This is a genomic window from Aeromonas sp. BIGb0445, from assembly GCF_024809075.1.
GTDB lineage: Bacteria > Pseudomonadota > Gammaproteobacteria > Enterobacterales > Aeromonadaceae > Aeromonas > Aeromonas rivuli.
In genome coordinates this window covers 675,706-690,862 of sequence record NZ_JANUES010000002.1, presented here as the reverse complement: position 1 = coordinate 690,862, position 15,157 = coordinate 675,706, and the positions used below count along the sequence as shown (strand labels likewise).

The following is a 15,157-nucleotide window of genomic DNA, read 5'->3' as shown; positions in this document are numbered from 1 at the left end:
GTCGTTGGTTCAAATCCAGCCCCCGCAACCACACACAGTCTTGCTGTTCAACTATGAACATCAAGGCGCACTCAAGCTGGCAACTGCTCTGCCAGCTTGGGACAATTCGGACGCGGGGTGGAGCAGCTCGGTAGCTCGTCGGGCTCATAACCCGAAGGTCGTTGGTTCAAATCCAGCCCCCGCAACCACACACAGTCTTGCTGTTCACCTATGAACATCAAGGCGCACTCAAGCTGGCAACTGCTCTGCCAGTTTGGGACAATTCGGACGCGGGGTGGAGCAGCTCGGTAGCTCGTCGGGCTCATAACCCGAAGGTCGTTGGTTCAAATCCAGCCCCCGCAACCATTTTATTCTGTTCGTCTCTCTCCATTGCTCCCCCTTTAGCTGGCTAGACTCCCTCATCGGGGTTGCCTGCTCGTTGTTCGACCGCGCTGCCTGTCACTGATCTATGCCCTTTTTCATTGTCTGTATCCCATCAGCGCTCCGCTCAATGAGCTAGCAGCATGGCGATCTTTGCCTTCACTCAGGTATCATCGGCGCTCTTCTGTTTTTTCATGGATGAGGCTGCACCATATGCTCGATTTTTCCTATCAGGCCCCCAAGATAGACAACGATCCTCGGGATCTCGATCAGTTTATGGAACTGAGTTCCCCCCTCAAGTTATTGATCTGCCATCAGAGTCTGAAAGAGACGCTGCTTGCGCGCCCCGAGCTGGTTGCGGCCAGCCTACAAGCGGCCCTGGGGCAGGAGGGGCCTTATCTGTGCCCGATCATCGACTCTTCTGATCAGCAAGGGCTGCTTATCCTGATCTTCAGCCCGGCGCTGGGAACAGGCCATGAGCGCTTCAAACAGATCCGGCAATGGATAGCCCCCCTTGCCCAATACCAGACCGAGCAGCTGAGTCTGCATCTGGAAGGGTTCGAACCCGCCGAGAGGGCCCGACTCGGAGAGGTACTGCTTGCCTCCCTGCTGGCCGCCAACGTGACGCTGCCGAGCCAGAAGCGCGAGGCCAAGGCCAGGACCCCTTATCGCCTGCTCGCCAGCTCCCCCGCATTTCCCCTGGATGTGGCGCGTTTGTGTGCCGAGGCCGAAGGCAATGCCCTGGCCCGCCATCTTGGTGTGCTGCCCGCCTCCGTGCTCGATGCGCCCGGCTACCGGCAACGGGTGAAAGAGATGGCCGGTGTCGAGGGGTGGCAGTGTCAGGAATATGATGAGGCAGCCTTGAAGGCACTGGGGGCGGGGGCTTTTCTCGCCGTGAGCCGCGGCTCTCAGGATGGCCAGGGCGCCATCGTGAAGCTCAGTTATGAACCCGCAGGGGCCACCCGGCAGCTGGCCCTGGTGGGCAAGGGGATCTGTCACGACTCGGGCGGCTACAACCTGAAAGTGGGGGGCTCCATGTATGGCATGCACCTGGATATGGGTGGCAGCGCCGTGGCGCTGGGAACCCTGCTCGCCATTAGCCGGGCCAGGCTGCCGGTGAGGGTGCACTGTTGGCTGGCCATCGCCGAAAACCACATAGGCCCGGCGGCTTATCGCCCTGGTGAGGTGGTGACCGCCTGCAATGGCACCACCATCGAGGTGGTGGACACCGATGCCGAGGGGCGCATGGTGCTGGCCGATGCCCTGGCGCTGGCGGCGCGAGACGAGCCGGATCTTATCATCGACTACGCCACCCTGACCGGCGCCTGCAAGCGGGCGCTGGGCAGCCGTTACAGCGGTGCCTTCACCAACCAGGCCGAGTGGCTGACCTGCCTCATTGCGCTTGGGCAAGAGAGCGGGGAGCGGGTGTGGCCCTTCCCGCTCGACAGTGATTATGATGAGGTGCTGGAGAGCGAATGGGCGGATCTGTTGCAGTGCGCCCCCGGTGCCTCTCCGGATCATATCGATGCGACCCGTTTTCTCAGCCGTTTCGTGCCAGCCAACACCCCCTGGTTACATCTGGACTTGTCCGGCTACCGCCACAAGGGGGGCAATGGGGTGGTGGGCAGCGAGGTAACGGGCTTTGGGGTACGTTTCACGCTGAGCCTGTTGGCGAAATGGCAGGCCGGCAAGCTGGGATCCTGACTGGATCCCGTCCGCGCCCTGGCTGATAATGGTGCCCTGCTTGTCGGCCCGTTCGTCAAAGATGAGTGGCTTTGGCCTCGAAAGGCCACTCATTGCCAGGGGTTGACCACAGTTGAGCCCGTTTGGCCGGGTCAGCGCCAGCGTTCATTTTCCATGTAGTAAAGGATTGATATGAAGACGCCATCTTATGACTGGGTACTCTTTGATCTCGATGAAACCCTGCTGGATTTCCCGGTGGATCTCGCCTTGGAGCAGACCTTGCAGCTGCACGGTATCGTCGCGAACGAGGCGCGGATGAGTGAGTACCGTGAGCTCAATCATCGACTGTGGGGTCAGTACAACAGTGGTGAAATAGATGCCCAGCATCTGCAACAGACCCGTTTCTCCCCCTTCGTCCCAGCAGGGCTCGACCCCCTCGCCATGAATAATACTTTTTTGCAGCAGATCATTGCCCTGAGTCAGCCCCTGGATGGCGTACTGGAAACCTTGCTGCAACTGAAAGAGCGGGTGAGCATGGGCATCATCACCAACGGTTTCAGCCTGCCCCAGCGCGGCCGTCTGGCCAAACTTGGTTGGCACGACTGGTTCGCACCGCTGATCATCTCGGACGAGGTGCGAGTCACCAAACCGGCGGCGGCCATCTTCGAGCAGAGTCTGGCGCTGATGGGGAGACCGGATCCGGCCAGGGTGCTGATGGTGGGAGACAATCCCAAGACAGACATAGCCGGCGCGGCGGCCATGGGGTTGGCCACCTGCTGGTATAACCCCCAGGGTCAGGCGGGGGACTGTGCCCCGACCCACGAGATCCGCCACTTCAGCCATCTGGCCGAGATAGTCCTGGGATAACGGCGGTAATAATGCTGGGATAAAACAACGATGTCCCGCTCAACAAAACAGGCAGCCTCTTGTTGGCTGCCTGTTTTTTTATGTCATTGCGGGATCCTGCCCCTATTCATCAGGCCGGGCCAGCCTGTGCTGGATAAAACGCGCCAGCAGATTGACCCCCGATTCCATCACGGTTTCATCGAAGTTGAATGCGGGATGGTGGTGAGGCGCACTGAGATCGGCACCCAGGATGAGATAAGCGGCCTGACCACCATTGCGCTGCACCCGTTCGATGAGGAAACCGGCATCTTCACTGGCACCGAAGCGGCGGGTGTGCACCGTATTGAGGGCCATGGCGGCGGCCAGGGGGAGCAGCTCTTCAATCAGCTCAGGGCTGTTGTGGATGCCGATGGCTTCCCCTTGCTTGCGAATGAGATAACTCACCCCCTGCATCAGGGCGGCCCCCTCGACGATGCGTTGTACCTGGCCAAAGACATAGTCGTTGAGCGCCGGGCTGGCGCCCCGGGTTTCTCCTTGCAGGCGAGCCTGGCCGGGTATCACATTGCGACCGCTGCCACCACTGAGCTGGCCGACGTTGATGCGGGTCATGCCGTCGCGATGACGGGGGATGCCGAGCATGGCGGTGGTCGCCATACAGGCCGCCGCCAGGGCATTGCGGCCCGAATTGGGCTCGAGCCCGGCGTGAGCCGACTCCCCCATAAATTCCACATCAAACTTGGTCGAGCAGAGAAACTCGGTAGGGTTGAGGACCAGCTCGCCGCTGGTGGCATGAATGCCTATGTGCAGCGCCAGCAGCACGTCCACATCATCGAGCTGGCCACCTGCCGCCAGCGCCTTGCCGCCACGGCATCCCTCTTCCGCCGGTTGGAAGAACAGCTTTATGCGTCCCCCAAGCTGCTCGGCCTGGGTCATGATGCGCTCTGCCAGTACCAGGCCGATGGCGGTGTGGCCATCATGGGCACAGGCGTGCATCCAACCGGGATTGTGAGACTGCCATGCCTCCTGGGTGGGTTGGTGCTGCTCGCCACTCTCTTCGTCCACCTCAACGGCATCTATGTCGAAACGAAACCCCAGCGTCGGGCCGGGCCGTCCGCTATCCCACAGGCCCATCACGCCGGTCAGACTCTCGATGCGTGCCAGCCAGTCGGGGTTGGCACCTTGGCGCAGGGCTCGCTCTTTCTGCGCCGCTACATCGATCTGACGGCCCATCACCAAGGAACTGGCCAGCAGGGCATCTCCCAGCATGACGGTGAAACCGAGTTCATTGAGGCGGTGCGCGATGAGGGCGCTGGTGCGAAATTCACACCAGGCGGCTTCTGGCAGACGATGCAGATCGCGGCGCCAGTGGCGCAGGGTGTCGATAGTCATAACGGATCCCGAGAACAACTGAAGAGGGTTATTGTGGCCCTGGGGTGGGGCAGAGTAAATCGGTGATGGGGCCGCCCATAAGAGGTCGGACGAGCATGGGCAGCATGGGGAAATGCAGAAATGGCACAAAAAGCACAAACAAAAACACCAACCGTGAAAAAGTCACAGTTGGTGTCGATTAAACAGTCGTTTTCTGGTCAGTCAGTGAGGCACAAGGCGCCTCGCATGGCTCAAAACTGGGACAGTGAAGGCAGGGAAACTGCGACCAGAGTGAAAAACACAGTGAAAACTGCTGTAACTAAGAATTCGGTCATATCTTTTCTCCCTGGCTGGCTGTTGATGGATCCAAGATAACACAAAGAGAGATTAAAACAATGGCTCTTTGTGATAAATGGGGCATTTTTATGGCTTGAGCAACCAAGCGACCGTTTTTGCATGCTGGTGTTTGAAATGCACCCAAGTCGATGTGGTTAATGGAATGTTTCGACGGAAAACTATTTTAAATCCATTATTTTCAATAGCTTATTGTTCATTGATAACAGGTTTATAAATGGGTTTTGAATGAGGCTTTTTAGGTTTTCCCACTTTTAGAGAGCGTAAATGGCGATCCAGCCCAGTCAAAAGTTGTCGCCGAGCGCTGTTTTTGGCCGTCATACGGTGCCATGCCCCTCTGTAAGCAGATTTTTTGTAGGTGTCGATTTTATGATCTTATCTAACCCCATGACACTGCTCAGGCTTTGACCCGACAGAGCAGGGCGGTGCGATCAGACAGATAGCCAGGTGTGGGGAGCATGAAAGGAGCCTATTAAGAAGGAGAGCGAACAAGGCGGGAGCGGAGGAAAGCGATCAACAGGGCAGGGGGACGACATCGTATGGGCCTTTGCTTAATAAGCGATGACTGATGAACACTTAATTGTAAATATAATGAGGCAGCTGCTCTTGTAATTATTCATTTGGCTACTTTTCGCTGTAGTCAATGCGGAGTAAGATGCCTGCTCAATAAAAATAAGAATTAGGAGTTCGGGTGTGAAAACATTAGTAAGCGAGAGGGTATCGCCTTATATAAATCAATTATATGAATGCGGTATTAATGATTCTGACATTAAGCTGGTCGTGGACAAGTTTCGTCATGATCTCGGTGGCAGTTCAACCCTGTTTTTATTGCGCGATGATGACAAGAGCGACGGGATCAAGCTGTTTGCCAGCGGCTTGAACGATGCTCAGCAGCATTTCTATCTGCAGCATCATCGTCAGGATCTCTGGTTCAATCACTACCTGGATAAAGGATGCCAGGGGGTGGTCAGCGCCAACGAGATCTCCGACAACGCCGGCCTGCTCGCCAGCTTTGGCGCCCAGTTTGCCTTAGGGGGCGTGTGCCGGGTCAAGGATCATGGCTTGAGCTCTCTGTGCGGTTATCGCAGTGGGGCCCAGAGCGATTTCAACCTGCAAGAGAGGCATCTGGTTGCCGATACCTATGCCGGTCTTGCGGCCTGGAGTCAGCACTATTGGAATCTGCTTGCTCTGGAAACCCAGAATTACCAGCTGCAACAGCTGGTGCGTAACCACAATAAGCCGAGCGCCATCATTGATGGCAAGGGTTATATCCATTATTCCAACATGGCATTTAACCGCATCACGGATGAAAATGTGGAATTGCGCACCCTGACGGGCTTGTTCTCCCTGCATAGCAAGGAGCTGCAGCGTCAATTCAAAGAGATGCTTGCCGGCTTTGCATATCTGCTGCCCGGGGCAAGCGCTTATCTTTCCGTGCCCCGCCAATCCAATCTCAGGCCCTTGTTGATCCAGTGCACCCTGATGAGTGGCCTGACCCGGTTCGAGCGTTATGTGGAGTTGGTGCTGCGCGACCCTGAGCATGCGTTTAATCCCGATATCGAGGCCCTGGCCAGTCTCTATCCACTGACCATAGGGGAGAAAGAGCTGCTGATGCTGATGAGCAAGGGATACAGCAGCAATGACATCGCCCAATTACGGGGCGTGAAAGTGGAAACGGTGCGATCCACCCTCAAAGGGGTCTTCAAGAAGACAGATTGTCACAGCCAGAGCGAGCTGTTGTTGCTGCTGCAATCCATCTCCTGACATCGGCGAGCTATGCTAGACATGAGGCCGCCAATATAAGGCGGCCGAGCCAGATTTCTTAGGGGGTTCAACATGAAAGCATTAATGGCCAAGGACTATATGCAGGTGAGGCCCATCACCTTCAAGGCTGAGATGATGGTGCAATCTGCCGTCGCCAAGTTTATCAACAGCAATCAACTGGGCGGCCCTGTCATCGATGAGGCAGGTCACTTGATAGGCTGGGTCTCTGAGCAAGATTGCATCTCCGTCATGCTCAAGGAGGCCTATCACTGCGAGCAGGTGGCTCAGGTCAAGGATGTGATGCGCAAGGATGTGCTGACGGTCAACCCTGACACCAGCATGCTGGAGCTGGCCGAGATGATGCTGGGTCAGAAACCCAAGATGTATCCGGTGCTGGAGGGCGGCCGCCTGGTGGGGGTCATCAGTCGCCATGATGTGATGAAGGCCATTCACAATCAGCTCGATACCTGCTTCCTTCCCCGGGCTCACCACTGACAGCTCTTCACCGAGGCAGGGGTCTTCCCCTGCTTTTATCCTGACCCGCAACCTGACCGCGTTAATGCTTGCACCGCTCCCGCCCGCTCTTTAGGATCTGCCCCAGCTATCGATATGGCCCCCAGCGGGCTTTCTATAAGGAATCTGTACCTTGTCTCTCTCTATCGAGGCGCTGCGCCGCCGTCTTTCTGCCTGCATGAATCTGGATGCCCGCCGTCTATCCAGTCGACTTCATGGGGTCAAGAAGCTGCCACAAGACAAGCAAGAGTCTGTGCTGGAAACCATTGCCGCCGATCTGGACGCCGCCGAGCAGCGTTACCAGTCTCGCCTGGCCGGGGTGCCCGCCGTTACTTATCCAGACAACCTGCCGGTCAGCCAGAAGCAGGCGGAGATCGCCAAGGCGATTCAAGAACATCAGGTGGTGATCATCGCCGGGGAAACCGGCTCGGGCAAGACCACCCAGATCCCCAAGATCTGTCTGGCACTGGGACGCGGGGTGAAAGGTTACATCGGCCACACCCAGCCGCGCCGCTTGGCGGCCCGCACCGTGGCGGCCCGCATCGCCGAGGAGATGAAGTCCGAGCTCGGCCAATATGTCGGCTACAAGGTGCGCTTCACCGATCAGGTGAGCGAGCAGACCCACATCAAACTGATGACCGACGGCATCTTGCTGGCGGAGATCCAGCACGACCGCATGTTGACCCAGTACGACACCATCATCATCGATGAGGCCCATGAGCGCAGCCTCAACATCGACTTCATCCTGGGCTATCTCAAGCAGCTGCTGCCGAGGCGCCCCGATCTCAAGGTGATCATCACCTCGGCCACCATCGACCCCCAGCGCTTCTCCCGCCACTTCAACCAGGCGCCGGTGATCGAAGTATCGGGCCGTACCTATCCGGTGGAGGTGCGCTATCAGCCGCGCCCGGAAGGGGGTGACGATCGCGATGAGTTGCAGGGCATCTTCGATGCGGTGCAGGAGCTGGCCAAAGAGGGCTTGGGGGACATCCTCATCTTCATGAATGGCGAGCGGGAAATTCGCGACACCGCCGATGCCTTGAACAAGCTGGGGCTGCGTGACACCGAGGTATTGCCGCTCTATGCGCGCCTCTCCAACAGCGAGCAGAACAGGGTGTTTCAGCAGCACGCCGGGCGGCGCATCGTGCTCGCCACCAACGTGGCGGAGACCTCCCTCACGGTGCCAGGCATCCGTTACGTGATAGATCCCGGCACCGCCCGCATCAGCCGCTACTCCTGGCGCACCAAGGTGCAGCGCCTGCCCATCGAACCCGTCTCCCAGGCCAGCGCCAACCAGCGCATGGGCCGCTGTGGCCGGGTCGCCGACGGTATCTGCATCCGCCTCTACTCGGAGGAGGACTTCAACAACAGGCCCGCCTTTACCGATCCCGAGATCCTGCGCACCAACCTCGCCTCCGTCATCTTGCAGATGCTGGCGCTGGGGCTGGGCAACATGGAGGCCTTCCCCTTCGTCGAGCCACCGGAGTCGCGCCACATCAAGGATGGCCTCTCCCTGCTCAACGAGCTGGGGGCGGTCAAGGCGCTGCCTGCAAACAGGGAGCAGGACGGCAAGCTGCAACTGACCGAGACCGGTCGCCAGCTGTCGCGCATTCCTCTCGATCCACGGCTCGCCAAGATGGTGATCACCGGGGCGCAAACCGGCTGCCTGAGCGAGGTGATGGTGATCACCGCCGGCCTTAGCATCCAGGATCCTCGCGAGCGCCCCATGGAGAAGAAACAGGCCGCCGACGAGCAGCACAGGCGCTTCGAGGACAAGGAGTCCGACTTCCTCGCCTTCGTCAATCTGTGGAACTACCTGAAAGAGCAGCAGGATCTCCTGGGCAGCAACCCGTTCCGTCGCCTGTGCCAGAAGGAGTTCCTCTCATTCCTGCGGGTGCGCGAATGGCAGGATATCCACTTCCAGCTGCGCCAGACGGTGAAAGAGCTGGGCTTCAAGAGCAATGCCGAGCCTGCGGATTTCAAGACGGTACACTGCGCCCTGCTGACCGGCCTGCTCAGCCACATCGGCAACAAGGATCTGGAAAAGCCGGAGTTTCTCGGCGCTCGCAATGGTCGCTTCCATATTTTCCCGGCTTCGGGACTGTTCAAGAAGCCGCCCAAGTGGGTGATGGCCGCCGAACTGGTGGAGACCTCGCGCCTCTATGCCCGGGTCAACGCCAAAATTGAACCCGAGTGGGTGGAACCCCTGGCGGCGCACCTCATCAAGCTGCACCACAGCGATCCCCACTGGTCGAAGAAAAGCGGCGCCGTCATGGCCAAGGAGAAGGTGACCCTCTACGGCCTGACGCTGGTCAATGAGCGTCTCATCAACTTCAGCACCATAGACCCGGCCCTGTGCCGCGAGCTGTTCATTCGCCGCGCCCTGGTGGAGGGGGACTTCGAGACCCGCCACCGCTTCTTTAGCGACAACCGCAAACTGCTGGCTGAGGTGGAGGCGCTGGAGCACAAGTCGCGGCGCCGCGACATCCTGGTGGATGACGAAGACCTGTTCCGCTTCTATGATGCGCGGCTGCCGGAGGATGTCATCTCCAGCCGTCACTTCGACAAGTGGTGGAAGGAGGCGCAAAAGCAGAGCCCCGATCTGCTCAACTTCGAGAAAGAGATGCTGATGAAGGGGAATGCCGCCCACATCAGCGACTTCGATTACCCCAACTTCTGGCAGCAGGGGCGCCTCAAGCTCAAGCTGACCTACCAGTTCGAGCCGGGGGAGGCGGCCGATGGCGTCACCCTGCATATCCCGTTGCCGCTGCTCAACCAGGTCGAAGTGAAAGGCTTCGAGTGGCTGATCCCGGGTCTGCGTCATGAGCTGTTGGTGGCCCTCATCAAGTCGATGCCCAAACCGATGCGCAAGAACTTCGTACCGGCCCCCAACTATGCCGATGCGCTGCTCGCCAGCATCAATCCCGAGCAGGGGCCGCTGCTGGACGAGATGGAGCGCCAACTGCGGCGCATGACCGGCATCACAGTGCCCCGTGAGGCCTGGGACTGGGCGGCGGTGCCCGATCACCTGAAACTCACCTTCCGGGTGGTGGACGACAAACACAAGAAGGTGGCTGAGGCCAAGGATCTGGAGGCGCTCAAAGAGTCCTTGCGTGGCCGGGTGCAGGAGACGCTCTCCCAGGTCGCGGATGATGACATCGAGCAGTCCGGCCTTACCCTGTGGAGCTTCGGGGAGCTGCCCAAGGAGTACAGCCAGAAACGCAGTGGCTTTGAGATGAAGGCCTATCCGGCGCTGGTGGATCAGAAAGATTCGGTCGCCATCCAGCTGGTGGAGAGTCCGGTGACCCAGCAGCAGCTGATGTGGGCGGGCCAACGCCGCCTGATCCTGCTCAATGTGCCATCTCCCATCAAGTACCTGCAGGAGAAGCTGCCCAACAAGGCCAAGCTGGGGCTCTATTTCAACCCGTTCGGCAAGGTGGCGGAGCTGATTGACGACTGCATAGCCTGCGGCTGCGACAAGCTGATCGAGCGCCACGGCGGCCTGGCCTGGGACGAGGCGGGTTTCGAGGCGCTCAAGGAGTATGTGCGCGCCGAGCTCAATGATGCCGTGGTGGAGGTGGCTAGCCAGGTGGAAGCCGTGCTGACCCTCTCCTTTGATATCAAGAAGCGCCTCAAGGGCAAGATGCAGCTCGATACCGCCTTTGCCATGTCCGACATCCAGTTGCAGCTCGACAAGCTCATCCACAAGGGCTTCGTGACCGAGACCGGCTGGCAGCGATTGCCTGACTTGTTGCGCTACCTGCGCGCCATCGAGCGGCGCATGGAGAAGCTGGCCATCGATCCCAATCGGGACAGGGCTTACATGCTCAAGGTGCAGAGTGTCGAGAACGATTACAAGGCGCTGCTTGCCAAGATGCCCAAGTCCCAGCCGATCCCCCCCGAGGTGGCCAACATCCGCTGGATGATCGAGGAGCTGCGGGTGTCGTTCTTTGCCCAGCAACTGGGCACCCCCTATCCGGTCTCGGATAAACGGGTGCAGAGTGCCATCGCTCAGTGCTAACCTGATGGCACGGCGGGGTTGACAGGGAAAGTCGCCTTGCTAGCCATTGATTAGTCGAGATAAAAAGGAGCAGGCATGCTTGGACTCTGGTTAGGGATGGCATTGGTGAACATCAGTGGGTATCAACCCATTGCCGAGCAGACCTGGGTCAGCCTGAACCCTGAATATTATCCGCTGCGCCAGGCGCCACCGCCCATCTTTGCCGCCTGGCACGGCAACCAGTATCCCCCCCTGGCCAGTCGCCAATACAAGGGGCATTGGCAAGTGCTGTTCCCGGCCAGGTTGGTCCCTCCATTCGACTTGTTCGAGGGGCAGGCCCAGCTTTCCCGTGCCTATCTGGCCCGGTTGGAGCGTATCGACGAGATGGCTTATGGCATCGCCAGCGTTGAACCGGCGAAACCGGCCACGCTCAATCAGGAGCAGCGGCTCGAACAGGCCACCAGCCATGTGCCCGTGCTGCCCGAGTTCACACTTCCCAATCAATATGGCCTCCTGCTGGCATCCCCCCTGCTCAGTGACCGGATGCCCCATCAGGGGCAGGTACAGCCTCAGGGCCAACCGGAACGGGTCGAGTCAACCCTGGCAAGAGGGGAGGAGAGCGGTGGCATCTGTCACAGGGTGGCACCCGGCGAGACCTTGTGGCGCATCGCCAGCACCCTGGCCAAGGGGGAGGGCGGGGACACCTACAGCTATCTGCTGGCGCTCTATGAAACCAATCGCCAGCAGCTGGGAGTCAAGCCTGTGGTCAAGACCGGGGATGCCCTGCGCTGCCCGGCGCCACAATTGCTGGCCCGTTTCGAGGCGCTCAGCCCCGCCGAGCGTCATCAGCAGTTCAATCGACTCGATGGCAGTCTGTAACCTGTCTTGTCACTGCCGTGATAGCCATGCTATTATCCGCGCTCGTTTTGCGAGGTGCTGATCGGTCGCAGTCAGCATCATAAAGTCATCTACATAGAGATAACCAATATGTCTTTCATATTCGAAGCTGAAGTCCGTTCTGACCTGGGGAAAGGTGCGAGCCGCCGCCTGCGTCATGCTGACCAAGTTCCTGCCATCATCTACGGTGCAGGCAAAGAAGCAGTGTCCATCACTGTTGACCACAAAAAATTCATCATCGCCCAAGCCAAGCCGGAGTTCTACGAATCCGTGCTGACCCTGAAAGTGAACGGTGAAGAAGTCAACGTGAAAGTGAAGGCTATCCAGCGTCACCCGGTGAAAGCCAAGCTGGTGCACATGGACTTCATCCGCGTCTAAGCCTCGCTTAGCACGTGATAAAAACACCTCCCTTGTGGAGGTGTTTTTTTATGTCTGCTTTTCACTTGAAAGGCGGGTGGCGAGCGTGCCTTGCCCGCTCAGTGTTTCGGCAGGTTGCCGCCACCTATCACCTCCACAAGCAGGGGGAGCCGCCCTTCGGGGTGCTTCCCCCTTGATCACCAGACGGGCTGGGTGAGATAGGGATTGCTGACTCGCTCGCGGCCAAAGGTCGAGCTGGGGCCGTGACCCGGCACGAAGACGATGTCATCGCCGAGGGGCAACAGGGTCTCGGTGATCGAGCGAATGAGGGTGGCGTGATCGCCACGGGGAAAGTCGGTGCGACCTATGCCACCGGCGAACAGCACATCGCCGACCCAGGCGAGCCGCTCACGCTGGCTGAGCAATACCACATGACCCGGGGTGTGGCCGGGGCAGAAATAGACCTCCAGCTCGCAGTTGCCGACTGTCACCTTGTCGCCCTGCGCCAGCCAGCCGTCCGGGCTGAAGGCGGGGGTGTGGGGGAAGCCGAACATCTGGCTCTGCTGGGGCAGCATGTCGAGCCAGAAGGCATCTTCCTGGTGGGGGCCGATGATCTTGACCCCGGTCTGCTCGCGCAGCTCGGCGGCGGCGCCCACGTGGTCGAGGTGGCCGTGGGTCAGGATGATCTTCGCCAGCACCAGATCGTGCCGGGCGATGGCGGCCAGCAACTTGTCAGCCTCGCCACCGGGGTCGATCAGCGCGGCCTGGCGGGTCTCGTCACACCAGATGAGGGAGCAGTTCTGGGCGAAAGGGGTGACCGGGATCACCTCGAACTTCAACATGGGGATCGCTCCTGATTGATCTCGGCGGCATGCTGCTCGGCGAAGAAGGCGAGGCAGGCCTGCTTGTCACCGCGAAAGCGGATCCGCTCGCGTTTGTTGTTGAGCTGATAGAGATACATGGGATCGTAGTAACGAGTCAGCAACAGCCGGATCCAGGCCAGGTGCAGCGCGGTATTGCCGCTGCTGGCCTGCTCCGCCAGGGCTGTTTGCATCAAGCCATCCAGCTCCCGGTGATCCTTGTCGCCGAGCCGCTTCTTGAGGCGCGCCAGGGCTTCGGTCAGGTAGCCGGCAAACAGCGGCCAGCCAGCCTCTGGCCCGTGCATCTCCTGGTAGCGTGACCAGAGATCCTGCACGTAGTCGACCCGGATCTGTTCGGCACGTTCTTCCTGGGGCACATCCACCACCACCAGCGGGGCCTGGCACATGGCCTCATACAGGCTCAGTGGCAGGGCGCAGCGGCCGATGAGGCGACTCTCGTCTTCCACCACGAAGGCCCGCTCGCCCAGGTGACGACGCTTGAGCAGCTCGATGGCCAGCTTGTTTTCGAAGTTGATGTTGCTGGGTTGGCCTCCCGGCAACTGGCCAAAGGAGGAGCCCCTGTGATGGGCATGGCCCTCCAGATCCACCGCCTGGACAACCTGCTCCAGCATATGGGTCTTGCCGGAGCCGGTCATGCCGGTCAGCACTGTCCAGCCACATTCGGCCGAGGCGCTCTCCTGGGTATCTATCAGAAAGCGGCGCAGCTCCTTGTAGCCACCGGCCACCCGGGGGCGGGTGACCCCGGCCTCATGGAGCCACTGCTGCACCGTCTGGGAGCGCAGGCCGCCGCGAAAGCAGTAGAGCAGGGCATCGGGCTGCTGGCGCAATTGCGCCAGCCAGCCATCGAGACGCGCTGCCCGCACGGCGCCCCCCACCAGCTTGTGGCCGAGGGCAATGGCGGCCGCCTGGCCCTGTTGCTTGTAACAGGTGCCGACCTTGGCACGTTCTTCATCGGTCATCAGCGGCAGGCTGACGGCATGGGGGAAGGCCCCCTCCTTGAACTCGACGGGGGCGCGCAGGTCGATGAGTGGCACATCCTTGAGGAAAATAGTGGCCAAGTCCGTGGCGAGTGGCAGCGAACTCATTGAATGACCTCGATAAAGCGTTCGCCATCCTTGACCATCAGCTCGCCGACCGGGGAGAGGGAGAGCCCGGCCGCACGGGCGATGCTCAGCAGCGTGGCCTCGCTCTCTTTACCGACGGCCACCAGCAGGCCACCGCTGGTCTGGGGATCGCACAGGATATTGCGGGTGCGATCACTCATGGCATCGAGCTTGTCACCATAAGAGTCGAAGTTGCGCAGGGTACCGCCCGGCACGCAGCCCTCATCCAGGTAGTAATCCACCTCGTCCAGCAGCGGCAGCGCCTTGAAGTTCAATCTGGCGCGCAGCCCGGATCCTTCGCACATCTCCAGCAGGTGGCCCGCCAGACCGAAACCGGTCACATCCGTCATGGCATGCACGCCGGGCAGGGCCGCAAACTGCTGACCAATCTTGTTGAGGGTGCACATGGCCTCGGGGGCCAGTTGCTCATGCTCGGGTTTGAGCTTGCCCTTCTTCTGGGCCGTGGTGAGGATGCCGATGCCAAGGGGCTTGGTCAGATAGAGAATGTCGCCCACCTGGGCGGTGTCGTTCTGCTTGATGGCATCAAGCGGCACTATGCCGGTCACCGCCAGACCGAAGATGGGCTCGGGGGCATCGATGCTGTGACCGCCGGCCAGGGAGATCCCCGCCTCGTGGCACACCTGGCGACCGCCATCGATCACCTGCTGTGCCACTTCAGGCGCCAGGGTGTTGATGGGCCAGCCGAGGATGGCGATGGCGACGATGGGTTTGCCGCCCATGGCGTAGATGTCGCTGATGGCATTGGTGGCGGCGATGCGGCCAAAGGTAAAAGGGTCATCGACGATGGGCATGAAAAAATCGGTGGTGGAGACGATGCCCTGGCCGTTGCCGATATCGACCACGGCGGCGTCATCCTTGCTGCTGTTGCCGACGATCAGGGTGGGATCATCGAAGCCCGGGATCTGGCTCTTGAGAATGGTGTCGAGCACCTTGGGAGAGATTTTGCAGCCACAGCCAGCGCCGTGGCTGTATTGGGTCAGACGAATGGAAGACATAGTTACCCCTTATGC

General features: G+C 59.8%; 11 protein-coding genes and 2 tRNA genes. 9 read left to right on the top strand and 4 right to left on the bottom strand.

Annotated features, from left to right (window positions below):
- Positions 1 to 111: 111 nt before the first annotated feature.
- From M2367_RS06715 to yjjG, 4 genes are all read left to right on the top strand, one after another.
- Positions 112 to 188 (top strand) — tRNA-Met (locus tag M2367_RS06715).
- An 80-nt stretch (positions 189 to 268) separates the two neighbouring features.
- A tRNA-Met gene (locus M2367_RS06710) sits at positions 269 to 345 on the top strand.
- A gap of 228 nt (positions 346 to 573) precedes the next feature.
- On the top strand, positions 574 to 2,064 hold the full coding sequence (locus M2367_RS06705) for a M17 family metallopeptidase (RefSeq protein WP_404972859.1): 1,491 nt from the start codon (positions 574 to 576) through the stop codon (positions 2,062 to 2,064).
- A gap of 171 nt (positions 2,065 to 2,235) precedes the next feature.
- Positions 2,236 to 2,910, top strand: coding sequence for a pyrimidine 5'-nucleotidase (gene yjjG / locus M2367_RS06700; protein ID WP_224432830.1), 675 nt, complete (start codon positions 2,236 to 2,238; stop codon positions 2,908 to 2,910).
- A 102-nt stretch (positions 2,911 to 3,012) separates the two neighbouring features.
- On the opposite strand, the gene M2367_RS06695 is transcribed toward yjjG, so the two are convergent.
- Positions 3,013 to 4,278: an amidohydrolase gene (locus M2367_RS06695; protein WP_259236202.1), complete on the bottom strand. Its 1,266-nt coding sequence runs from the start codon at positions 4,276 to 4,278 to the stop codon at positions 3,013 to 3,015.
- 1,026 nt (positions 4,279 to 5,304) lie between these two features.
- Here M2367_RS06695 and M2367_RS06690 point away from each other — a divergent pair.
- The 5 genes from M2367_RS06690 to rplY all read left to right on the top strand — a co-directional run bounded on the left by M2367_RS06690 (position 5,305) and on the right by rplY (position 12,163).
- A complete protein-coding gene (locus tag M2367_RS06690) occupies positions 5,305 to 6,375 on the top strand; it encodes a helix-turn-helix transcriptional regulator (protein ID WP_042042378.1) in 1,071 nt (356 codons plus the stop codon).
- 72 nt (positions 6,376 to 6,447) lie between these two features.
- Positions 6,448 to 6,870 (top strand): CBS domain-containing protein, encoded by a 423-nt coding sequence (locus tag M2367_RS06685; protein WP_042042380.1) that lies wholly within the window; start codon positions 6,448 to 6,450, stop codon positions 6,868 to 6,870.
- A 151-nt stretch (positions 6,871 to 7,021) separates the two neighbouring features.
- Positions 7,022 to 10,909 (top strand): ATP-dependent RNA helicase HrpA, encoded by a 3,888-nt coding sequence (gene hrpA, locus M2367_RS06680; RefSeq protein ID WP_259236201.1) that lies wholly within the window; start codon positions 7,022 to 7,024, stop codon positions 10,907 to 10,909.
- Positions 10,910 to 10,984: 75 nt separating this feature from the next.
- Positions 10,985 to 11,767, top strand: a complete 783-nt coding sequence (locus tag M2367_RS06675) for a hypothetical protein (RefSeq protein WP_259236200.1) — start codon at positions 10,985 to 10,987, stop codon at positions 11,765 to 11,767.
- A gap of 108 nt (positions 11,768 to 11,875) precedes the next feature.
- A complete protein-coding gene (gene rplY, locus M2367_RS06670; protein ID WP_005908201.1) occupies positions 11,876 to 12,163 on the top strand; it encodes a 50S ribosomal protein L25 in 288 nt (95 codons plus the stop codon).
- A gap of 176 nt (positions 12,164 to 12,339) precedes the next feature.
- On the opposite strand, the gene M2367_RS06665 is transcribed toward rplY, so the two are convergent.
- Genes M2367_RS06665 through selD form a run of 3 tightly spaced genes read right to left on the bottom strand, consistent with a single transcriptional unit; the run spans position 12,340 to position 15,142 of the window.
- Entirely contained in the window at positions 12,340 to 12,984 is a 645-nt protein-coding gene (locus M2367_RS06665; protein WP_259236199.1) for an MBL fold metallo-hydrolase, read from the bottom strand.
- Complete coding sequence (gene mnmH / locus M2367_RS06660) at positions 12,978 to 14,108, bottom strand: tRNA 2-selenouridine(34) synthase MnmH (protein WP_042042384.1); 1,131 nt, start codon at positions 14,106 to 14,108, stop codon at positions 12,978 to 12,980. Before mnmH ends, M2367_RS06665 begins: the two co-directional genes overlap by 7 nt.
- Positions 14,105 to 15,142, bottom strand: coding sequence for a selenide, water dikinase SelD (gene selD, locus M2367_RS06655; RefSeq protein ID WP_259236198.1), 1,038 nt, complete (start codon positions 15,140 to 15,142; stop codon positions 14,105 to 14,107). Before selD ends, mnmH begins: the two co-directional genes overlap by 4 nt.
- Between the last annotated feature and the right edge of the window lie 15 nt (positions 15,143 to 15,157).

Excerpts from the sequence above, each read along its gene's own strand:
- selD (WP_259236198.1), bottom strand. The coding sequence starts at position 15,142 with ATGTCTTCCATTCGTCTGACCCAATACAGCCACGGCGCTGGCTGTGGC.
- mnmH (WP_042042384.1), bottom strand. The coding sequence starts at position 14,108 with ATGAGTTCGCTGCCACTCGCCACGGACTTGGCCACTATTTTCCTCAAG.
- M2367_RS06695 (WP_259236202.1), bottom strand. The coding sequence starts at position 4,278 with ATGACTATCGACACCCTGCGCCACTGGCGCCGCGATCTGCATCGTCTG.
- M2367_RS06685 (WP_042042380.1), top strand. The coding sequence starts at position 6,448 with ATGAAAGCATTAATGGCCAAGGACTATATGCAGGTGAGGCCCATCACC.
- M2367_RS06675 (WP_259236200.1), top strand. The coding sequence starts at position 10,985 with ATGCTTGGACTCTGGTTAGGGATGGCATTGGTGAACATCAGTGGGTAT.
- yjjG (WP_224432830.1), top strand. The coding sequence starts at position 2,236 with ATGAAGACGCCATCTTATGACTGGGTACTCTTTGATCTCGATGAAACC.
- M2367_RS06705 (WP_404972859.1), top strand. The coding sequence starts at position 574 with ATGCTCGATTTTTCCTATCAGGCCCCCAAGATAGACAACGATCCTCGG.
- M2367_RS06665 (WP_259236199.1), bottom strand. The coding sequence starts at position 12,984 with ATGTTGAAGTTCGAGGTGATCCCGGTCACCCCTTTCGCCCAGAACTGC.
- rplY (WP_005908201.1), top strand. The coding sequence starts at position 11,876 with ATGTCTTTCATATTCGAAGCTGAAGTCCGTTCTGACCTGGGGAAAGGT.